This is a genomic window from Methylobacterium sp. BE186 (assembly GCF_031457035.1).
Taxonomy (GTDB): domain Bacteria; phylum Pseudomonadota; class Alphaproteobacteria; order Rhizobiales; family Beijerinckiaceae; genus Methylobacterium; species Methylobacterium segetis.
In genome coordinates, this window is the sequence record NZ_JAVDVV010000020.1 from 71,411 (window position 1) to 91,958 (window position 20,548).

The 20,548-nt window shown below is 71.9% G+C and carries 20 protein-coding genes; 10 read left to right on the top strand and 10 right to left on the bottom strand.

The genetic code is table 11. The annotated features are described in order from the left end of the window. Window positions 1–11: 11 nt before the first annotated feature. On the bottom strand, window positions 12–1,157 hold the full coding sequence (locus tag J2X36_RS18990; protein ID WP_310352659.1) for a 2'-deoxycytidine 5'-triphosphate deaminase: 1,146 nt from the start codon (window positions 1,155–1,157) through the stop codon (window positions 12–14). 26 nt (window positions 1,158–1,183) lie between these two features. Then, window positions 1,184–1,654: a hypothetical protein gene (locus tag J2X36_RS18995; protein WP_310352661.1), complete on the bottom strand. Its 471-nt coding sequence runs from the start codon at window positions 1,652–1,654 to the stop codon at window positions 1,184–1,186. Window positions 1,655–1,816: 162 nt separating this feature from the next. Between J2X36_RS18995 and apaG the strand changes: the two genes are divergently transcribed. From apaG to speG, 3 genes are read left to right on the top strand one after another with little or no spacing between them, the layout of a single operon-like run. After that, a complete protein-coding gene (gene apaG, locus J2X36_RS19000) occupies window positions 1,817–2,209 on the top strand; it encodes a Co2+/Mg2+ efflux protein ApaG (RefSeq protein ID WP_132253430.1) in 393 nt (130 codons plus the stop codon). A 58-nt stretch (window positions 2,210–2,267) separates the two neighbouring features. After that, window positions 2,268–3,446, top strand: a complete 1,179-nt coding sequence (gene argE / locus J2X36_RS19005; protein WP_310352663.1) for an acetylornithine deacetylase — start codon at window positions 2,268–2,270, stop codon at window positions 3,444–3,446. Further along, entirely contained in the window at window positions 3,443–4,015 is a 573-nt protein-coding gene (gene speG / locus J2X36_RS19010; protein ID WP_310352666.1) for a spermidine N1-acetyltransferase, read from the top strand. The genes argE and speG overlap by 4 nt, the downstream gene beginning before the upstream one ends. 55 nt (window positions 4,016–4,070) lie before the next feature. On the opposite strand, the gene J2X36_RS19015 is transcribed toward speG, so the two are convergent. The 4 genes from J2X36_RS19015 to J2X36_RS19030 all read right to left on the bottom strand — a co-directional run bounded on the left by J2X36_RS19015 (window position 4,071) and on the right by J2X36_RS19030 (window position 8,782). Further along, window positions 4,071–5,177, bottom strand: a complete 1,107-nt coding sequence (locus tag J2X36_RS19015) for a hypothetical protein (RefSeq protein ID WP_310352669.1) — start codon at window positions 5,175–5,177, stop codon at window positions 4,071–4,073. Window positions 5,178–5,323: 146 nt separating this feature from the next. Further along, the gene (locus J2X36_RS19020; protein ID WP_405029818.1) at window positions 5,324–6,337 is read right to left on the bottom strand and encodes an Hsp33 family molecular chaperone; all 1,014 of its coding nucleotides are present in this window, start codon (window positions 6,335–6,337) and stop codon (window positions 5,324–5,326) included. Window positions 6,338–6,550: 213 nt separating this feature from the next. Beyond that, window positions 6,551–7,534, bottom strand: coding sequence for an ornithine carbamoyltransferase (gene argF / locus J2X36_RS19025; RefSeq protein ID WP_310352673.1), 984 nt, complete (start codon window positions 7,532–7,534; stop codon window positions 6,551–6,553). Window positions 7,535–7,576: 42 nt separating this feature from the next. After that, on the bottom strand, window positions 7,577–8,782 hold the full coding sequence (locus tag J2X36_RS19030) for an aspartate aminotransferase family protein (protein ID WP_310352676.1): 1,206 nt from the start codon (window positions 8,780–8,782) through the stop codon (window positions 7,577–7,579). A 271-nt stretch (window positions 8,783–9,053) separates the two neighbouring features. Here J2X36_RS19030 and J2X36_RS19035 point away from each other — a divergent pair, with 271 nt between their 5' ends. The 5 genes from J2X36_RS19035 to J2X36_RS19055 all read left to right on the top strand — a co-directional run bounded on the left by J2X36_RS19035 (window position 9,054) and on the right by J2X36_RS19055 (window position 13,382). Continuing rightward, entirely contained in the window at window positions 9,054–9,527 is a 474-nt protein-coding gene (locus J2X36_RS19035; protein ID WP_132253447.1) for a RidA family protein, read from the top strand. Then, the gene (locus J2X36_RS19040) at window positions 9,528–10,280 is read left to right on the top strand and encodes a glycerophosphodiester phosphodiesterase family protein (RefSeq protein WP_310352681.1); all 753 of its coding nucleotides are present in this window, start codon (window positions 9,528–9,530) and stop codon (window positions 10,278–10,280) included. Window positions 10,281–10,413: 133 nt separating this feature from the next. Then, complete coding sequence (locus J2X36_RS19045) at window positions 10,414–11,652, top strand: GNAT family N-acetyltransferase (RefSeq protein ID WP_310352683.1); 1,239 nt, start codon at window positions 10,414–10,416, stop codon at window positions 11,650–11,652. Next, window positions 11,649–12,809: a M20 aminoacylase family protein gene (locus J2X36_RS19050; protein ID WP_310352686.1), complete on the top strand. Its 1,161-nt coding sequence runs from the start codon at window positions 11,649–11,651 to the stop codon at window positions 12,807–12,809. The genes J2X36_RS19045 and J2X36_RS19050 overlap by 4 nt, the downstream gene beginning before the upstream one ends. Before the next feature lie 57 nt (window positions 12,810–12,866). Further along, window positions 12,867–13,382: a glutathione peroxidase gene (locus tag J2X36_RS19055; RefSeq protein ID WP_245516528.1), complete on the top strand. Its 516-nt coding sequence runs from the start codon at window positions 12,867–12,869 to the stop codon at window positions 13,380–13,382. A gap of 1 nt (window position 13,383) precedes the next feature. On the opposite strand, the gene J2X36_RS19060 is transcribed toward J2X36_RS19055, so the two are convergent. Further along, complete coding sequence (locus J2X36_RS19060; protein WP_132253458.1) at window positions 13,384–14,361, bottom strand: cation diffusion facilitator family transporter; 978 nt, start codon at window positions 14,359–14,361, stop codon at window positions 13,384–13,386. Window positions 14,362–14,531: 170 nt separating this feature from the next. Between J2X36_RS19060 and J2X36_RS19065 the strand changes: the two genes are divergently transcribed. Beyond that, window positions 14,532–14,990, top strand: a complete 459-nt coding sequence (locus tag J2X36_RS19065) for an HIT family protein (protein ID WP_132253461.1) — start codon at window positions 14,532–14,534, stop codon at window positions 14,988–14,990. 130 nt (window positions 14,991–15,120) lie between these two features. On the opposite strand, the gene J2X36_RS19070 is transcribed toward J2X36_RS19065, so the two are convergent. The 3 genes from J2X36_RS19070 to J2X36_RS19080 all read right to left on the bottom strand — a co-directional run bounded on the left by J2X36_RS19070 (window position 15,121) and on the right by J2X36_RS19080 (window position 18,076). Next, window positions 15,121–15,531, bottom strand: a complete 411-nt coding sequence (locus J2X36_RS19070; protein ID WP_132253463.1) for a PilZ domain-containing protein — start codon at window positions 15,529–15,531, stop codon at window positions 15,121–15,123. 89 nt (window positions 15,532–15,620) lie between these two features. Next, the gene (locus J2X36_RS19075; protein WP_109895240.1) at window positions 15,621–15,854 is read right to left on the bottom strand and encodes a hypothetical protein; all 234 of its coding nucleotides are present in this window, start codon (window positions 15,852–15,854) and stop codon (window positions 15,621–15,623) included. Between the two features lie 167 nt (window positions 15,855–16,021). Beyond that, a complete protein-coding gene (locus J2X36_RS19080) occupies window positions 16,022–18,076 on the bottom strand; it encodes an NAD(+) synthase (protein ID WP_310352690.1) in 2,055 nt (684 codons plus the stop codon). Between the two features lie 226 nt (window positions 18,077–18,302). Here J2X36_RS19080 and J2X36_RS19085 point away from each other — a divergent pair. Beyond that, window positions 18,303–20,548: DNA translocase FtsK (locus tag J2X36_RS19085; protein WP_310352693.1), on the top strand; the 2,246-nt coding region annotated here is incomplete at its 3' end.

The window sequence follows — 20,548 nt, forward strand, 5'->3', positions numbered from 1 at the left end:
CCTGGCCGGCCTCAGACGAAGTGCTTCGAGAGCTTCAGCCCTTGCGCCTGATAGTTCGAGCCGGCCCCCGCGCCGTAGAGGGTGGCGGGCGTCTCGGCCATGCGCTCGTAGACGAGGCGGCCGACGATCTGACCGTCCTCCAGAAGGAATGGCACGTCGCGGGAGCGCACCTCCAGCACGGCCCGGGCCCCCGCCCCGCCCGCGTCCGCGTAGCCGAAGCCGGGATCGAAGAACCCCGCATAATGGACCCGGAACTCGCCGACGAGGGGGTCGAAGGGCACCATCTCGGCGGCGTGGTCGGGAGGCACCACGACGGATTCCTTCGAGGCCAGGATGTAGAACTGGCCGGGATCGAGGATCAGCATGCCGGAGCCGTCCGCCGGGAGCGGCTCCCAGAAATCGGCGGTCCGGTGGCGGCCGGGTGCGTCGACGTCGACGAGGCCGGTGTGGCGCTTGGCCCGGTAGCCGATCAGCCCGTCGAATCCCGCGAGATCGACGGAGACGGCCACGCCCCCCTGGAAGGATGGGCTCGCCGCGGTCACGAGCGGCGTGCGGGCGTGAAGCTCGGCCAGCTCGGTCTCGCGCAGGCGCACCTCGCCTCGACGGAAGCGGATCTGCGAGAGCCGCGAGCCCGTGCGCACGAGGACCGGGAAGGTGCGGGGCGAGATCTCGGCGTAGAGAGGGCCCGCGTAGCCCGCCTCCACCTGATCGAAGGCCGTGGCGTGGTCCGTGATGACGCGGGTGAAGACGTCGATGCGCCCAGTCGAGCTCTTCGGGTTGGCGCCCGCCGAGAGATCCGGCGGCAGGGCAAGGGTCTCCTGCAACTCGGCGATGTAGACGCAGCCCGTCTCTAGGACGGCCCCCTCCCGAAGATCGATCGCGTGGAAGGAGAAATCCCTGACGCAGTCCGACACGCTGCGGCGGCTGCCCGGCAGGAAGCTCGTGCGGACGCGGAAGGCGCGGGCCCCGAGGCGCAGATCGAGGCTCGCGGGCTGGATCTGATCGGACGCGTACGGGTTCGCCGGGCGGATCCCGCCGCTCTCCGTCAGCGCCGCGATGCCGCGCGCCGAGAGGATGCCCTCGCGCGGCGTCTCGCCGGCGGGCTCCCGCGTCGTGTTCTTCGTCACAGCGCGCTTGCCCCGCTCCACCACACGCATACGGCTCCCGTTGTGCCGCGGCTGCCCTAAGGCCGCGTTAAATCCGGGTCCTCCCGAGCAATGCGCAGGATGATCCGGGCAAGGGCGAGCCTGGCGAAGGCGCCGATCGCCACGAGTCCCGCGAGCAGGCTGCCGAGCACCGGGAACGCATCGGGCCGCGCGAGCAGCGCCAGGGCGAGGACCAGGGCGCCGCCCGCGAGGCCCGGTCCGGAGCCGAGGGCGAGGACGAGGGAGGGCAGACCGTGTGAGGGGCCCCGCAATCGCGCCGCGACGGCCTCGTCGCGCCCGGCTCGGACGGTGGCGAGCCGGGCCGCGGCGTCGAGGAGGAGACTCGCGAGGAGGGCTGCGGCCGCCCAGCCATTGGCTGCCGGCGCCTGCCACGCGAGCGCCAGACAGAGGCCCGCGAGGCCGAGGCGCGCGCCCGTGTCGAGGAGGCTCGAGCGGCGCTTCGGATGCCACACGGGCGGCCCACGATGCTGCAGGGTCTTGCCGGCCATGCGGCCCCGATCCCTTGAAAGCGCCGCGCCAAGCGCGACGTACTCCGCCGTGATTGACGGCGTTTTCGCCGCCACGTACCACGGCGCTCCGAGGCTGTCGCGGTGCTTCGCGGACGATGCGGGGCGCGACGCGCGGCTCGGCCAGGGAGGCAGGTCCGGACCATGTACAAGGCCGAGACGCGCGGGATCAGCGTGACCGTGATGCCTCGCTTCGTCGAGGAGGAATCCTCGCCGGGCGAGAGCCGGTACTTCTTCGCCTACACGGTCGAGATCGTGAACAACGGCGCCGAGCAGGTGCAGCTCCGCTCCCGGCACTGGCGCATCATCGACGGGCACGGCGCCTGCCAGGAGGTGCGCGGCGCGGGTGTCGTCGGCAAGCAGCCGGTGCTGGAGCCCGGTGAATCCTTCAGCTACACCAGCGGCTGCCCCCTCACGACGCCGGACGGGCTGATGGCCGGGAGCTACACGATGGCGACGGTGGCCGGCGAGAGCTTCGAGGCCGAGATCCCCGCCTTCTCCCTCGACAGCCCGCACGTGCGCCGCAGCCTGCACTGAGGGCTTGGCGCCGCAGCCGGCGCCCGCGGAAGGATGCCAAGCGATGCCGGGAAACCGGATGCCGGGACACCCGGAGCGCCTGACCCCGCTCGAGATCCTGGAGCGCCTCGTCGGCTTCGACACCGAGAGCTCCAAGCCGAACCTCGCGGTGATCGACTGGATCGCGGCCTATCTCGACGGCCTCGGCGTCGAGAGCCTGCGCGTCCCCAACGCGGCCGGCGACAAGGCGGCGCTCTTCGCGACGATCGGCCCGGTGCGCGACGGCGGCGTCGTGCTCTCCGGCCATACCGACGTGGTGCCGGTCACGGGCCAGGCCTGGACCTCGGACCCCTTCACCCTGCGGGTGGCGGACGGGCGCGCCTATGGCCGCGGCGCCGTCGACATGAAGGGCTTCTGCGCGCTCGCGCTCGCGGCGGTGCCCGAATACCTCGCCATCGATCTCAAGCGCCCGATCCACCTCCTGTTCTCCTACGACGAGGAGACGACCTGCCTCGGCGTCGCCGACACGATCGCCCGCTTCGGCGCCGACCTGCCGCGGCCCGACGCCGTCATCGTCGGCGAGCCGACGGACCTTGAGGTCGCCGATGCGCACAAGAGCATCGTCACCTATCTCACCACGGTGCACGGGCACGAGGCGCACTCGGCCAAGCCCATGCTCGGTGCCAACGCCGTGATGGCGGCGGCCGACCTCGTCTCGGAGCTGAACCGCATCGCCGATCTGATGGTCGCGCGGGGCGACCCGTCGGGCCGCTTCGACCCCCCGGCGACGACCGTGCACGTGGGCACCATCCAGGGCGGTACCGCCCGCAACATCCTACCGAAGGTCTGCACCTTCCACTGGGAATTCCGCGGCCTTCCGGATCTCGACATGGCCGAGATCCCGGACCTGTTTGCCGCCAAGGTCGAGGCGGTGACCCGCGAGCGGCTGAACCGATACGGCGATTACGGGTCGATCGAGACCCTGGAGGAAGTTGCGGTCCCGGGGCTCAAGCCCGATCCCGGCTCCGAGGCGGAGCGGTTGGCCTTGCGGGTCGCGGAGCGCAACCGCACCATCACGGTGCCCTACGCCACGGAGGCCGGGCGCTTCCAGGTCGCCGGCATCCCCACCGTCGTGTGCGGGCCGGGCTCGATCGACCAGGCGCACCAGCCCGACGAGTACATCACCCTGCGGGCGCTCGAGGACGGCGCGGCCTTCATGCGCCGCCTGGGCCGGGCCTGCGCCGAGGGCGCGTCATGACGGGCGGGAGCCCGGATCCGGGCCGTGTGACGCTGCGGCCGCTCGAGCGCGAGGATCTGCTCTTCGTGCATCAGCTCAACAACAACGACAGCATCATGCGCTACTGGTTCGAGGAGGCCTACGAGTCCTTCGCCGAGCTGGCGCAGCTCTACGAGCGCAACATCCACAACCAGACCGAGCGACGCTTCATCATCGCGACGGCGGCCAACGCATCCGCCGGCATGGTCGAGCTCGTCGAGATCAACCACCTGCACCGGCGCTGCGAGTTCCAGATCGCCCTGCACCCCGCCTTCCAGGGCCGAGGCTACGCGGGTCAGGCGACGCGCATCGCCATCGATTACGCCTTCAGCGTGCTCAACATCCACAAGCTCTACCTGCACGTCGACAAGGACAATGCCCGCGCCGTGCGCATCTACGAGCGCTGCGGATTCCGCCCCGAGGGCGTGCTTCGGGACGAATTCTTCGTGAACGGGCGCTATCGCGACGCCATGCGGATGTGCCTGTTCCAGCCCGATTACCTCGCCCGGCGTGGCGGGGGCGACATCGCAGAGCCTGTCCTGAAGGCGTGACCACGAAAAAGGGGCCGGCGAACCGGCCCCTCCACTCGGACGATGCCGCGTCAGCTCAGTTGCGGCCGCCGCGCTCGCCGCCCGCGCCGCGCTCGCCCCCGGCCGTGCCGCGGTTGCCGGCGTTCATGCCGCCGCGATTACCACCGCTCATCGAACCGCGCTCGCCGCCAGCGCCACGCTCGGAGCGGTCGGCACCGCCGCGGTCGGCCGCGTTGCGGACGGCGGACGGATCGCGCTCACCCTGGCGCATGTTGCCCTGCATCGTGTCGCGGCCGCCGCGATTCGCTTGCTCGTTGCGGTTGCCTTCGTTGCCGCGGAAGGCGCGCTCGTTGCGGTCGGTGCCGCGCTCGGCGCTGCGCTCCTCCGTGCGGCCGCGGCGCTCGACGGTGCTGCGGTTGCGCTCGCTGAAGGTGGCATTGACCGTGCCGCCGCGGCGCTCGCTCGTCGAGACCGTCAGGCGGCGATACTCGGGCGAGCCGTAGAGCACGCGCTGGCCGCGGACCGTGACGTAGCGGACCCGGCTCGGGCGCTCGTCGCGGACCGTCACGAGGCGGCGATACTCGGGCGAGCCGTAGATCACCCGCTGGCCCCGGATCGTGACGTAGCGGCGCGGGCCGCTCTGGCGCCGCTCGACCGTGACGAGGCGGCGATACTCGGGCGAGCCGTAGACGACGCGGCGGCCGCCGATGAACACGAAACGGCCCTCGCGGCGGAAGCCGCCCGAGACGCGCTCGGACCGCACGTCGGTGCGGTCGGTGCGCCGGCTCTCGGTCACGCGGTCGCGGCGGCTCTCACGGATGTCGCCGCGCTCGCTCCCGCGCTCCGCCCGGGCCGAGCGCTCACCACGGTCCTCGCCGCGCGCGCCGTCCCGGCGCTCGGCGCGATCCATGCCGCCCTGACGGTCGCCGCGATCGGCGCCTTCGCGGCCGGCGTTGCGGGCCTGCTGACCGCCCTCGCGCTGGCCGCCGGACTCGCGCTGCGCGGATTGCTCGCGCTGACCGCCCATCTCGGAACCGCGGGCGCCGCCGCGCTCGGCCGACATCCCGGACCGAGCCGCACCGGTGTTGCCGCCGGCGCCCTTGTCCATGGTACCGGCCGCATTCTGCGCGTAGACGGACGTGCTGAACAGCAGAGCCGCCAAACCGACTGCAAACTTCTTCATAGCGTAACCTCCGTGACTTTTGACGCTTCGAAACGCGTCTCGTCGCGAAAGGGTTCAATCGAAGGTTGGCAGCTTTCGTTGGCGAATCATCTGGGCTGAGCTTGGCCGTAACGGCGGTTCAGCTTGGCCGTGGCGCCGGGGATCGCCTAGTGCTTGGCCGCGATCTCGGCCTCGACCTCGGTCGGGTCGAGGTCGTAGCGCCGCGAGCAGAACTCGCAGGTGATCCCGATGCGGCCGTCATCCGCCACCATGGCCTGCCGGTCTTCCGGAGAGAACGAGCGGATCATCCCCATCACCCGCTCCGGCGAGCAGCGGCACTGCTCGGAGACGCCCTGCGCCTCGAACACGCGCACGCCGCGCTCGTGGAACAGGCGGTAGAGCAGGCGCTCCGAGGAGACCGCCGGGTCCACAAGCTCGTGGTCCTGGATCGTGCCGACGAGGGAGCGTGCTTCGACCCAGGCGTCGTCCTCCGGCGCGCGGGCGGCGTCGAGATGGGCATGGCCCTCCGGGATGTCGCCGGGCGGCAGGTCGGCGAGGCGGGCCCGGTCGGTCGATTGCGGCAGGAACTGCACGAGGAGGCCGCCCGCCCGGTAGCGGGCCTCACCGTCCTCGAACGCCTCGGCCACGGCGAGCCGCACCTGCGTCGGGATCTGCTCCGACTGGCGGAAATACTGGTGGGCTGCCTCCTCGAAGCTCTGGCCCTCAAGCGCCACGACGCCCTGATAGCGGCTCGCGGCCGAGCCCTGGTCGATCGTCATGGCGAGGTGCCCCTCGCCGACGAGATCGGCCGTCTTGAGAGGCCCCGAGCCCAGGGCCGCGACGCGCTCCGCGTCGAAGCGGGCGGTGGCGCGGACGCGGTCCGGCGCCTCGAAATCCACCACGATCATCTCGACCGGGCCGCTCGTCTTGGTCTGGAGCTGGAAGCGGCCCTCGAACTTGAGGGACGAGCCCAGCAGCACGGTCAGCGCCGCCGCCTCGCCCAGGAGGCGCGCCACCGGGTCCGGATAGCCGTGGCGGCGCAGGATCGTGTCGATCGAGGGTCCGAGCCGCACGGCGCGCCCGCGCACGTCGAGGGCCTCGACGGAGAAGGGCAGCACGGCATCGTCGTGGCCCTCGCGGCCGTCGGCGGGGGTGGGGGACATTTCGGCTCCTGCGGTCATCGCCTCTCCGCTCCGTGTCGATCCTGGCGCTACCATCCCCGCATCGCACGCAAGACGGGCACGGCTCCGCTCTCCCGCCTGGGGGAGGGGCGCCGCCGCGCCACCCGCGACCGGTTCGGCCGCGCATCGTCGAGTTCATCGCCTGCTGGGGGAGAGCGTGAACGCTCAGAACCCCATATGGGGCTTCGGCAATCGCCCCGCGAGGGGGGATCGTCAGAGCCCGTTCGCCCCGAAGCACCAGGCCAGGATGCCCTTCTGGGCGTGGAGGCGGTTCTCGGCCTCGTCGAAGACCACGGATTGCGGGCCGTCGATCACCTCGGCCGTGACCTCCTCCTCCCGGTGGGCCGGCAGGCAGTGCATGAAGACCGCGTCCTTGGCGGCAGCCGCCATCAGCTTGGCGTTCACTTGGTAGGGGCCGAGCAGGTTGTGGCGGTGGTTGTCGTCATCGTCGCCCATCGAGACCCAGCAATCGGTGACGACGCAATCCGCGCCGTCGACGGCCGCGAACGGGTCGGTGGTGACGTTGATCTTCGCCCCCTGCTCCTTCGCCCAGGCGATCAGCGCGGGCGGGGCCGACAGTTCCGGGGGCGCGGCGATGTTGAGGGTGAAGTCGAGGCGGGCGGCGGCGTGGGCCCAGCTCGCCAGCACATTGTTGGCATCCCCCGACCACGCGACCGTGCGGCCGCGGATCGGCCCGCGATGCTCCTCGAAGGTGAGCACGTCCGCCATGATCTGGCAGGGATGCGAGACCTTGGTGAGCGCGTTGATCACCGGCACGCTGGCGGATTCGGCGAGTTCGAGCATCAGCCCGTGGTCGAGGATACGGATCATGATCGCGTCGACGAAGCGGGAGAGCACCTGGGCGGTGTCGCCCACGGTCTCGCCGCGGCCGAGCTGCATCTCGCCGCCCGTCAGCATCAGGGTCTCGCCGCCGAGCTCGCGCATGGCCACGTCGAAGGAGACGCGGGTGCGGGTGGAGGGCCGGTCGAACACCATCGCCAGGGTCTTGCCGGCGAGCGGCCGCTCGGCCGGCGGCTCGCCCCGGCGGCGGCGGCCCTTGATGGCGGCGGCCGCGTCGAGGATCGCGCGCAGTTCCGCGCCGGAGAAATCCTTGAGGTCGAGGAAGTGGCGGGGGCCGGCGGCCTGGGGCCGGGGCTCGCTGGGGACCTTCGCGGTCCCGTTCGTCTGGGCGTTCATCTCGGTCGATCTTTGAGAACAGGTGATCCGGGGGCGGCGCGCCTACTCGGCCGCCCCGCGCAGAGGGGTGTCCTTGGGGTGGTCCAGGGAAGAGGCCGCCGCCTCCAGGCGCTCGACCGCGGCCGTGACGTCGGCCTCGCCCACGATGAGCGGAGGCAGGAGGCGGACCACGTTGTCGCCGGCCGGGATGACGAGGAGGTGCTCGGCCCGGGCCGCCGCGGTGAAATCGGTGTTCGGCACGCCGAGCTTGAGGCCCAGCATCAGGCCCTCGCCGCGGATCTCCTGGATCACCTGCGGGTACCGGTCCTTCAGCGCGGCGAGCCTCTGCTTGAGCAGGAGGCCGGTGCGGCGGACGTGATCCAGGAAGCCGTCGGCCAGCACCACGTCGAGGACGGCGTTGCCGACCGCCATGGCGAGGGGGTTCCCGCCGAAGGTGGTGCCGTGAGTGCCCGCCGTCATGCCACGGGCCGCCTCGCGCGTGGCAAGGCAGACGCCGAGCGGAAAGCCTCCGCCGATGCCCTTGGCCGCGCTCATGATGTCGGGGGCGATCCCCGACCACTCGTGGGCGAACAGCTTGCCGGTGCGCCCGACGCCGGTCTGCACCTCGTCCATGACGAGAAGGAGTCCCCGTGCGTCGCAGATCTCGCGCAGCCGGCGCAGGTCCGCGTGCGGGATCACCCGCAGGCCGCCCTCACCCTGGATGGGCTCGATCATCAGGGCGGCGGTCTCCGGCGTGATCGCGGCCTCGAGCGCCGCGAGATCGCCGGTCGGCACCTGATCGAAGCCCTCGACCTTGGGGCCGAAGCCCTCGATGTACTTGGCCTGTCCGCCCGCGGCGATGGTGGCCAGCGTCCGGCCGTGGAAGGCGCCCTCGAAGGTGATGATGCGGTACCGCTCCGGGTGGCCGCCCGCCGCGTGGTACTTGCGCGCCATCTTGATGGCGGCCTCGTTCGCTTCCGCACCGGAATTGGCGAAGAAGGCGACATCCGCGAAAGTGGCGTCGACGAGGCGCTGGCCCAGACGCTCGCCCTCCGGGATCTCGAACAGGTTCGAGGTGTGCCAGAGCTTGCCCGCCTGCTCGGTGAGCGCGGCGACGAGGTGGGGGTGGGCGTGGCCCAGCGCGTTGACGGCGATGCCGGCGCCGAAATCGAGGTATCGCTCGCCCCCGCGCGCCACGAGCCATGCCCCCTCGCCGCGCTCGAACGCGATAGGGGCCCGGGCATAGGTCGGCAGAAGGGCGGAGGTCACGTTCCCGTCTCCGTGTCTGGCCTTGGGTCGGGTCGTCGGCGAGCCGCCTCGCGACACGCCCGAAATGAAAGTGCCGCCTCGTCAGGGGGCGGCACGCGCGCGATTACTATGAAAGCGGCCCCGTCTGTCAATCACAGGGCGGGTTCACGGAAGCGACATGCCTCAAACTTAGGCTGCGCCGGGCGACCCGGGAGGCGCCGCCCTTGCGCGCGGGGGCGCGCCTGTGCTGTGAGCCGGAGCGGCAGCCATGCCGCCACGCGGGAGGAAGCACATGAGTTCGGTGAAGGAACGTCTGGAGCGCTTGGGCCTCACCCTGCCGAAGGCCGCGGCGCCTGTCGCGAACTACGTGCCCTTCGTGCGCACGGGCAACCTCGTCGTCATCTCGGGCCAGATCTGCTTCGGGCCGGACGGCAAGCTCGCCCCCGACCATGTGGGCAAGCTCGGCGCGGAGGTCTCGGCCGAGGCCGGGATCGCCGCGGCCCGCCTCTGCGCCCTCAACGTGCTGGCGCAGCTCGAGGCGGCGGTGGGCGACCTCGACCACGCGGTCGCCCGCTGCGTGCGGCTCGGCGGCTTCATCAACGCGGTGCCGAGCTTCTCCGGCCTCGCCCCGATCATGAACGGGGCCTCGGACCTGATGGTGGAGGTGCTGGGCGACCGCGGACGCCACGCCCGCTCGACGGTGGGCGTTGCCGAATTGCCCCTCGACGCGGCGGTCGAGGTCGAGGCGATGTTCGAGGTCGCCTGAGTGACGCCGAACGCTCCCGCCTGGCTGACGGCGCGCCCGATCGCACACCGGGGCCTGCACGGCCGGGCGGAGGGCGTCCCCGAGAACACGGTCGCGGCGGCCCGCGCCGCGATCGCGGGGGGCTACGCGATCGAGTGCGACGTGCAGCCGAGCGCGGATGGCGAAGCGATGGTGTTCCACGACGCCGCGCTCGGCCGCCTCACAGAGGCCACGCACCCCATCGCCTCGCGCCCCGCGGCGGAACTCGGGACGCTGACGGTCGCCGGCACGCCTGAGCGCATCCCGACGCTGGCGCAATTCCTGGCCGAGATCGCCGGCCGGGTTCCCCTCATCGTCGAGATCAAGTCGGTCTATTCCGGCGACCTGACGCTGACCCGGCGCGTCGTCGAGACGGTCTTGCGCTACGACGGGCCCGTGGCGCTGAAATCCTTCGATCCCGGGATCGTCGCGGCCTTGCGGGAGCTGGCCCCGACGATCCCCCGCGGCATCGTCGCCGAGACGACGCAGGACGACCCGGCCTACGGCCCGATGTCCGACAGGCTGCGCCGCTCCCTCTCGAACCTGCTGCATTTCGACGAGACGCGGCCGGACTTCCTGTCCTGGCGGGTCGACGACCTCCCCTGCGCGCCGACCAATCTCGCCCGGCTCCTCGGGGGGCGGCCGGTGATGACCTGGACGGTCCGCACCGACGATCAGCGCCGCCGCGCGCGCGAGCACGCCGACCAGATGGTGTTCGAAGGCTTCCGGCCCTAATGCCGGACGAGGCGCGACGCACGCCCTCTCCCGCTCGGGAGTGGTGAGTGGCGCCAGGATCGCGGAAGGCCTGCGACCTCGCCTCCCCGCCCCTCCGCTTGCCCACCCTCCCCGGGTGTCTAGATTGGCCCGCATGGACGAACGCGGGAGTGCGGCCGAGGCCGCTGCGGCGGAGCTTCGGGTTCGCGCGGTCACCGGCCTCGGGGAGATCGGGGCCGCCGCGTGGGATGCCTGCGCCACCTCGGCCGAGACGCTCTCGGCCGGCGACGAGACCTTCAATCCCTTCGTCTCGCACGCCTTCCTGTCGGCGCTCGAGGATTCGGGCTGCGTCTCCCGCCGCAGCGGCTGGCTGCCGCTGCACGTGGCGGTGGAGCGGGGCGAGCGCCTGATCGGCGTCGCGCCCTGCTACCTGAAGTCCCATTCCCAGGGTGAGTACGTGTTCGACCACGGCTGGGCGGACGCCTACGAGCGGGCGGGCGGCAGCTATTATCCGAAGCTGCAGGTGAGCGTGCCGTTCACCCCCGTCACCGGCCCGCGCTTCCTGATCGCGCCGGGCGAGGACCCGGACGTCGCCGTCTCCGGTCTCGTCGCCGGCCTGCGGGCCCTGCGTGCCGAGGCGCAGGCCTCCTCGATCCACGTCACCTTCATGCGCGCGCGCGAGTGGGAGCAGGCCGGGGCGCTCGGCTTCCTGCAGCGGACCGACCAGCAGTTCCACTGGGAGAACAGGGGCTACGCGAGCTTCGAGGACTTTCTCGCCGCGCTCGCCTCCCGCAAGCGAAAGGCGATCCGGCGCGAGCGCAGGGAGGCCGTGTCGGCCGGCGTCACGATCGAGCACCTGACCGGCTCGGACCTCAAGGAGTCCCACTGGGACGCCTTCTTCCAGTTCTACATGGACACGGGGAGCCGGAAATGGGGCCGGCCCTACCTGAACAGGCGCTTCTTCTCGCTCCTGTCCGAGCGCATGGCCGACCGAGTCCTCCTGATCCTCGCTTCCCGCGCGGGGCGGCCGATCGCCGGCGCCCTCAATCTCATCGGCGACGCCGCCCTCTACGGGCGCAACTGGGGTTGCACCGAGGACCATCCGTTCCTGCACTTCGAGGTCTGCTATTATCAGGCGATCGACTTCGCGATTCAGCGTGGGCTCAAGCGCGTCGAGGCCGGCGCCCAGGGCGAGCACAAGCTCGCGCGGGGCTACCGCCCGGTGCTGATGCACTCGGCCCACGACATCGCCGACCCGGCCCTGCGCCGGGCGGTGGCCGATTACCTGAAGCGCGAGCGCGCCCACGTCGAGGAGGCCGTGGACGCCCTCGACACCCTGACGCCGTTCCGCCGCGCCTGCGGGCAGGAGGCCGGAGAGGAGACCGGAGAATGAGTCCGATCGACCGCATCAAGACCTATGCCGGGGAGTTGACGGCGCTCCGCCGCGACATCCACGCCCACCCGGAGATCGGCTTCGAGGAGGTGCGGACCTCCGGCATCGTCGCCGACCTGCTGCAGGGCTACGGCATCGAGGTGCACCGGGGCTTGGGGGGCACGGGCGTCGTCGGCGTGCTGAAGGGCCGCTCCGACAACGGCCGGCGGATCGGGCTCAGGGCCGAACTCGACGCGCTGCCGATTGAGGAGGCGACGAACCTGCCCTACCGCTCGACGGTGCCGGGCAAAATGCACGCCTGCGGGCATGACGGGCACACGACGATGCTCGTCGGCGCCGCCCGCTACCTCGCCGAGACCCGCGACTTCGACGGCACCGCCATCTTCGTCTTCCAGCCGGCCGAGGAAGGATTGGGCGGCGCCCGCGCCATGATCCGCGACGGCTTGTTCGAGCGCTTCCCCGTCGACGAGATCTACGCGCTCCACAACGCCCCGAACGGCCCACACGGCCGCCTCAAGACCCGGACCGGCCCGATCATGGCGGCGGCCGACTTCTTCGACATCCGCATCCAGGGGCGCGGCGCGCACGCCGCCGAGCCGCAACGGGGCATCGACCCGATCGTGGTGGCGACCGCGCTCGCGCAGGCCATGCAGTCGATCGTCTCGCGCAACGCCGATCCGCTGAAATCCTGCGTCGTCTCGATCACCCAGATCCACGCGGGCGCGGCCTACAACGTCATTCCCGAAGCCGCCCATCTCGCCGGCACGATCCGGACCTTCGACGGTGCGATCCGGGAGATGGCCGGCCTCCGCATCCGCGATCTGGCGAGGGGCTTCGCCGCGGCCTACGGCGCCGAGATCGAGGTCGAGATCCGCGACACGTTCTCGGTCCTCGAGAACCGCGCCGAGCAGGCGGCGGCCGCAGCCGAAATCGCCACCGAACTGTTCGGCGCCGAGAACGTCGAGGCCGATTGCGTGCCCCGCATGGGCAGCGAGGATTTCGCCGACATGGTGATGGCGGTGCCCGGCGCCTATGCCTGGCTCGGCGGCACGCCGGGACCCGGCCTGCACAATGCCGCCTTCGATTTCGACGACAGCATCATCCCGCTCGGCAGCGCCTACCTCGCGCGGCTGGTCGAGCGGCGCACCGCCGCCTGACCGAAGGGACGCCCGCCTCTTCCCTCGGGCGTCCTCCGCAGGGCATGAGGGGGCCCCATGAGCAGCACGATCCACGACTTCACGCCCGAGGCCGCCGACGGCACCCCCCACCCGCTGGAGCGCTACCGCGGCAAGGTCGTGCTCATCGTCAACACGGCCTCGAAATGCGGCTTCACTCCGCAATACGAAGGGCTGGAGGCGCTCTGGCGCCGCCACCGCGAGGCGGGTCTCGCGGTGCTCGCCTTTCCCTGCAACCAGTTCGGCGCGCAGGAGCCCGGCGACGCGGACGAGATCGCCCGCTTCTGCAGCCTGACCTACGAGGTCAGCTTCCCCGTCCTCGGAAAGGTCGAGGTGAACGGGGCGAATGCCGATCCGCTCTTCGTGCATCTCAAGGCGGAGATGCCGGGGCTGCTCGGCACGCAGGCCATCAAGTGGAACTTCACGAAGTTCCTCGTCGGGCGCGACGGCCGCGTGATCGGGCGCTACCCACCCCAGGCGAAGCCCGAGGCGCTGGAGGCGGCGATCATCGCGGCCTTGGCCGAACGCGACGGGATCTACGGCGAGGGGATCTGACTCAGGCCCGCGCGGCCTGCACGGCCCGGATCTGCGCCTCCGCCGCGCTGCGCGCCTGGATCTCCACGAAGACTCGCCGCACCTTGCGGTGCCGCCCCTTGAGGGCTTGGTCGAGGCGCTCGACCATGCGCTCGACCTCGCCGGCGCTGAGGCCGTCGTCCACATCGAGGCTGACGTTGACCAGGATGTCGTCGGGGCCGAGATGCTGCGTCAGCACCTCGTTGACGTGGTGGACGCCGGTCTCGGCGCGGGCTACCTCCCGGATCGCCGCCACGATCTCGGGATCGGCCGCTTCGCCGATCAGCAGGCCGTGGGTCTCGATCATCAGGAAGATCGCCATGCCGATCAGGACGAGACCGATCCCGATCGAGGCCCAGCCGTCGAGGACGGGCATTGCGAGCACATCCGAGAGCACCACGCCGATGATCGCGATCATCAGGCCGAGGAGCGCCGCGACGTCCTCCACCAGCACCGTGAACAGGGCGGGGTCCTTGCTGCGGCGGATCGCGGTGATCGGCGGGCGCTCGCCCTTCTCCGCCCAGAACGACCGGATTGCGACGTAGCAGGAATACCCCTCCGCCGCGACGGCGAAGCCCAGGATCGCGAGGTTCACCCAGAAGCCCGAGACGTGATGGCCGAGGATGACCGCGTTCTCGACGGGCTCCGGGTGCCCGATCTTGTGAATGCCCTCGTAGATCGCGAAGGCACCGCCGCCGAGGAAGATGAACAGCGCGACGATGAAGGCGTAGAAGTAGACCTCGCGCCCGTAGCCGAACGGGTGGCGCGTATCGGCCGGCTTCTTCGCCCGTTTCAGGCCCACGAGGAGCAGGATCTGGTTCGCGGTGTCGACGAGGGAGTGAACGCCCTCGGCGAGCATCGCGGAACTGCCCGTGAGGACGGCGCCGACGAATTTCGCGGCCGCGATGGCGAGGTTGGCGCCCGCCGCGGTGTAGATGGCGCTCGTGCTCTCGTGGGCCATGCTCTCCGTTTCCCTGACGACCGGACATCTCGCCGGCCAAGCCTTGCCGTCATGCGTGGTGGCACAACGCCGCGGGAGGGGCGCGGGTTCGGGCGGAATCGGGCCACGCGCTCCCGTGGACGCGGGCCGGCGCCGCGTGCATCGTGCGGGCGCGACATTCCGGAGACGCCATGACGACCGATAGCCCGGCGCCGCGCGCGCCCTACGACCCGGACAACATCTTCGCTCGGATCCTCCGGGGCGAGATCCCGGCCCACAAGGTCTACGAGGACGAGGCCACCCTCGCCTTCATGGACGTGATGCCTCAGGGCGAGGGCCACACGCTCGTGATCCCCAAGGCGCCGGCGCGGGGGCTCCTCGACGCGGATCCGGCCTCCCTCGCCGCGCTCGCGGCGAGCGTGCAGCGGGTGGCGCGGGCCGTGAAGGCGGCCTTCGCCGCGGATGGGCTGACGATCTTCCAGTACAACGAGCCGGCTGGCGGGCAGACGGTGTTCCACCTGCACGTCCACATCGTGCCCCGCCGCGAGGGCGTGCCGCTGAAGCGCCACGAGGGCGGCATGGCCGATCCCGACCTGCTCGCCGAGCATGCCGAGCGCATCCGCGCGGCGCTCAAGGCCGGCGAGGGCTGAGGCCGCCGCGGCCGGGTGGGGCGCGGGTTCCCTCTCCCGGTCCGGAGAGGCTCAGGGGCGCGGCTCATTCGGCGAGGACCGGGAAGCCCTCACCCCGTTCGCGTTCGGTGCGGCCGACCCCTCCTGAGGCTCAGGCGGCGCTCGCGGGCGGGCTGCCCTGCGCCATCGTGGCCAGCAGCCGGCGGAGGGTCGCGTTCTCCGCCTCGAGCTCGCTCACCCGGCGCAGCAGTACCGCGATCGAGGCGTCCTCAGCCGCAGGCGCCGCCGCGGCAGCCGATTCCGGCCGCGCCGGCTCGTCGACGAAGGTGATCCCGATTCCGTCCGGGCGCCGCCAGCGCAGATGGGCGCGGTAGGTCCGCTCCTTCTGCGGGATGTAGAGATCGAACATCTCCGGCAGCGTCGTCGTCTCGCTGAGCGCGAGGCGAGCGCCTGCGGAGGACAGGTCGCGCACGAGGCAATCCATGCTCGACGCGTTGTTGTTGAAGATGATGCGCCCCTTGAGGAAGACCCTCTGGCGCGCCTCCTTGCGGTTTTCCGACATCGGTCGGCCTCTAGAGATCCGTCAGCGGCCGCAACCTCGCATGGCAGCCCTTAAGGAATGCTCGCCGCGATCCCAGACCCGCGCAAGTCTCACGGGCAGGTGAAGCGTCTGTCCACCGTCTGGAACAGGTAGAAGCCGTTGAAGCGGATCGCCGTGTCGGCCGCCCGGCCGTCGAAATCGAGGGGGGCGGGGCCATGGTCGTCGAGCTTGCCGCCGAAGGTCCAGCGGCCTCCGCCGAGGAAGGCGGGCACGGCGCAGGCTTCCGGCACGGCGCAGCACAGGCCCTCGACGCTCTTGAGCCGGAACAGGTTGTAGCTTCGCATCGGCTCACCTCCGCTTGGCCGCCGGAGAGCGCGCGGGCCGGTAGATCACCGGCCGAAGCGTTCCGGGCTCCTGCAGCGGCACGGATTCCCGCGGGGCCCGAAGGCCGTGAATCGCGGGGTCAGGACCGGGCGAGGCATAGTCGCACAATCCGTCGCGTTTGTGTCGATCAGGTTTCGGGAACGTTGCGCTCGAGTTCGGCGAGCCAGATCGCGGCGCTCGCGTCCGAGGGCGCTCGCCAGTCGCCTCGAGGAGAGAGGGCGCCCCCGGCCGAGACCTTCGGCCCGTTGGGAAGGGCCGAGCGCTTGAACTGGCTGAAGCCGAAGAAGCGCCCGAGGAAGACGCCGAGCCAGTGACGGATCTCGGCGAGTTCGTAGGCGCCGCGCTTCGCGTCGGGAAAGTCCGGCGGCCAGATCCCGGCCTCCCGGTTCCCCCAGGCGTGGAGCGAGAGGAAGGCGATCTTGGAGGGCCGGAACCCGTAGCGCAGCGTGTAGAACAGGTTGAAATCCTGCAGCGCGTAGGGGCCGATCTTGGCCTCCGTGCTCTGCGGGCCCGCATCGGCCTCCGCCGGCACGAGTTCCGGCGAGATCTCGGTGTCGAGGATCGCCTGCAGGATCCGCCCCACCTCGGCCTCGAACTGGCCCGTCCCGATCACCCAGCGGATCAGATGCTGGATCAGGGTCTTGGGCACGCCCGCGTTGACGCCGTAATGGCTCATCTGGTCGCCGACGCCGTAGGTGCACCAGCCGAGGGCGAGCTCCGAGAGGTCGCCGGTGCCGATCACGATGGCGCCGTTCTGGTTGGCGAGGCGGAACAGGTAATCCGTGCGTAGGCCCGCCTGCACGTTCTCGAAGGTGACGTCGTAGACCGCCTCGCCCCGCCCGAACGGGTGGCCCATGTCGGTCAGCATCTGGCGGGCGGCCGGGCGGATGTCGATCTCGGCGGCCGTGCAGCCGATCGCCTTCATCAGGGCGTGGGCGTTGCCCTTGGTCGCGTCCGAGGTGGCGAAGCCCGGCAGGGTGTAGGCGAGGATGTTAGAGCGCGGCAGGCCGAGCCGGTCGAGGGCCTTGGCCACCACGATGAGGGCGTGCGTCGAGTCGAGGCCGCCCGAGACGCCGATCACGACCTTCCTCGTGCCCGTCGCCTCCAGGCGCTTCAGGAGCCCCGCCACCTGGATGTTGTAGGCCTCGTAGCAATCCTGCGCGAGGCGGGCGGGGTCGGCCGGCACGAAGGGGAAGCGCTCGATGGCCCGCATCAGGCCGAGATCGTCCCCGGGCGGGTCGGCGCGGAAGGGGACGCGCCGGTAGGTCCCCTCGCGGGTGCGGGCATTGTCGTCGAAGCTGCCGGACTGGAGACGGTCCTGCGCGATCCGCTCCAGGTCGATGTCGGCGAAGGTGACGAGGGGGCCGGCCGCGAAGCGCTCGCCCTCGGCGAGCCGCTGCCCGAGCTCGTCGACGCTGGTCTGCCCGTCCCAGGACAGGTCGGTCGTGGATTCGCCGAGCCCCGCCGCCGCGTAGACGTAGGCGCAGAGGCCGCGCATCGAGGCGGCCCGCGAGAGCAGCTCGCGGGCATCCGCCCGGCCGACGGTGATCGGGCTGCCCGAGGGGTTGGCCAGGACGCTCGCGCCCGCGAGCGCCGCACGCATTCCCGGCCCTTCCGGCACCCAGAGATCCTCGCAGATCTCAATCCCGACGCTGAGGCCCGCCAAATCCTCGGCCTCGAAGATCAGGTCGGTGCCGAAGGGCGCCTCGAGGCCGCCGACCCGGATCGTCTCGCCCGCGATCCCGGCACCGGAGGCGAAGTGGCGCTTCTCGTAGAATTCCCGGTAATTCGGCAGGTAGCTCTTCGGCACGATTCCGAGGAGCCGGCCCCCCTGAACCGCCAGGGCGCAATTGTAGATGCGGCTGCGCCAGCGCAGCGGCGCGCCGACCACGAGGAGGGGGCGAAGCGCGCCCGATGCCGCGACGAGGTCGACCGCGGCCGCCTCGACCGCGTCGAGGAGCGTGTCCTGCAGGAACAGATCCTCGATCGCGTAGGCCGAGAGCGCGAGCTCGGGGAATACGGCGAGCACCGCACCCTTCCTGTGCGCCTCGCCTGCGAGGCTCACAATCTCCTGCAGGTTGCGGGCCGGCTCGGCCGGGTGGCTGCGGCCGGTGCAGGCCGCGACCCGGGCCAGGCCGTGGCGGTAGAGCGAGCGGAAGCTCGGGGTGGCGGGCTCGGGCACGGCGGCAGCGGACCTCAGGTGACGGGTGGTCGAGGGGAAGAGGGTAGTGCGGGCAGGCTCCGGCCTCCAGGGGAGGGGCCGCAGGGCAGGCCGACGCCGCGGACCGGATCGGCCGAAGGCCGGGCCCGGGCGGGCCGGTTCAAGCGTCTGTTAACGACGATCGGCCTAACTGGCGGGGAGCCGCCCCCGCGGGCGGACCCCCGTTTCAGAGTAATCCTGAGAACCCATGCGCGCATCGGGACGGCCTCCCTACTCTCTCCGTGATCCCTCCCGCCCCGGCCGGGGCGGTGACCGCTCCGGCCTGTCGATCGGCGCCCTCGCCAACCGGCTGATGTCGCTCCGCGCGAGCCTGACCCGCCGGCTCGCGGGCACGCCGCGTCCCAGCTACGCCATCGCCGGAACCCGCCCGGCGCCGAGCTGGCTCACCGCGCCGCAGGCCCTGGTCGGCCGCGACCGTGCCGGCGAGCCGGTCCCCGTGCCGCCGGACGTGCCGCGCTACGTGCCCCCGCAGCCGGACTGGTCGCACGAGGCCGGGGACGCGGCCGCCCCGCGCGAGACCTGGTCCACCGCCTCGACGGGCGCCTGGCCCGAGCACGTCTTCGACGACCGGGCGCATCCCGACATGCTGACACAGCCGCCGGCCCGGCCCGAGAGCCGCATCGACGTCGCTGCCTCGGGGCCCGGCGTCCTGATCCGTTCGCCCCGCCGCCCCGCCGCGATCACGCCCGAGGGCGCCCCCGCGCCGGTTCCGGCCCCCGCTCCCGTGCCGGCCTCCGTGCGCTACACGCGGACGCCCGACACGATCCTGCAGGAGCGCCGCCAGCGCGCCCTCGACGCGGAGCGCGAGGCGCTCGCCCGCGCCCATGCCGAGGCCCAGGCCGCCCTCCTCGCTGCCGCCGCGGAGCAGGAGGCGGAGCGCGTCGCCGCCGAGCGCGCCGCCGAGGAGGCCGCGGTCGCCGCGGCGGCCCCGCCGCCCGAGGCCCCGCTGCCCCTGTGGCGCCAGCCCTTCGTCGCGCCCCCCGGCGTCCGCTTCTTCCGCACGCCCGACCGCCGCCCGACGCGGGGGGCGGACGCGGCCACCGCAACGGCGATCCCCGCCGCGGCCCTGCCGATCCCGGCCCCTGCGGCCGAGGAGCGGGACTGGTCCGACCTGCCCGACTGGTCGGCGGTGAAGCCCTGGTTCGACAACCCGGACTGGACCTCCGCCGAGGTCTGGGCCGCGATCCAGGCCGAGACCGCCCCGCCCGCCCTCCCCGAGCCGCCCGTCGAGGTCGCGCCTGCGGCCGTCGCCTCCGCCATCCCTGTGTCGCGGTTCGTCTCGATGCCGCTCGACATCTCGCATCTGCGCTCGCTGCCGCCGAACCCGGTCTACGTGCTGGAGCGTCTCGTGCGCTTCGAGAACATGCAGGCCCCGCGCCCGGCGAACACTCCGGACGTCGGCAGCGCGTCGGCGCCCGAGGCGGCGATCGTCGAAGCATCCCCCGCCGGGACCGTGCCGACGCCGGCCGCCCGCCCCTCCCTGTCCCTGGTCTTCGGCCCCGGCTCCGCGCCCGCTCCGGCCCCCGTCGCGCCCCCCGCGGCGCGCAATGCCCTCTCGGCGATGGCGGCCCGCGCCGCGATCCGCCCCGCCCGCCCGCCCGCGACGCCGGAGGCCACGGCATCGGCCGACATGGCATCCGCGCCCGAAGCGGCTCCGGCCGTGATGGCCGCCCTCGCTCCGCCCCGCCCGGCCGCCCTGCCGATCGCGCCGCGCCCCGTCCTCCTGCGCACCAAGGCGGTTCCCGAGGCCGAGATCCCCGCCGCCGAGGCGGTCGCGGAGCCCGTCGACGCGGGCGCGCCGGAGATCGAGGTGCAGCCTGCTCCCGAGGTCCCCTCCCCTGCCCCGGCGCTGCCGGTGGTCGCGCCGCGCGCCGTCCTGCCGGAGCCGCGCAGCCACCTGATCCCGGCCGGCCGCCACCTGGCCGTGGCGGCGTTCGAGAACGCCGATTACGAGTATCCCTCCCTCGAACTGCTCGCCCTGCCGGAGGAGAGCGAGAGCGAGGAAGTCGATGCCGACGTGCTGGAGCAGAACGCGCTCAACCTCCAGCAGACGGTGCAGGATTTCGGGGTGCGGGGCGACATCCTGGCCGTGCGGCCGGGTCCCGTCGTCACCCTCTACGAGCTGGAGCCCGCCCCCGGCACCAAGTCGAGCCGCGTGATCGGCCTGTCCGACGACATCGCGCGCTCGATGTCCGCCGTCTCCGCCCGCGTCGCCGTCGTGCCCGGCCGCAACGTCATCGGCATCGAATTGCCGAACGAGATGCGCGAGACCGTCTATCTGCGCGAACTCCTGTCGGCCCCCGACTTCTGCGAGAGCAAGCACAAGCTCGCGCTGTGCCTGGGCAAGAACATCGGCGGCGAGCCGATCATCGCGGACCTCGCCCGCATGCCGCACCTGCTCGTGGCCGGCACCACCGGCTCGGGCAAGTCGGT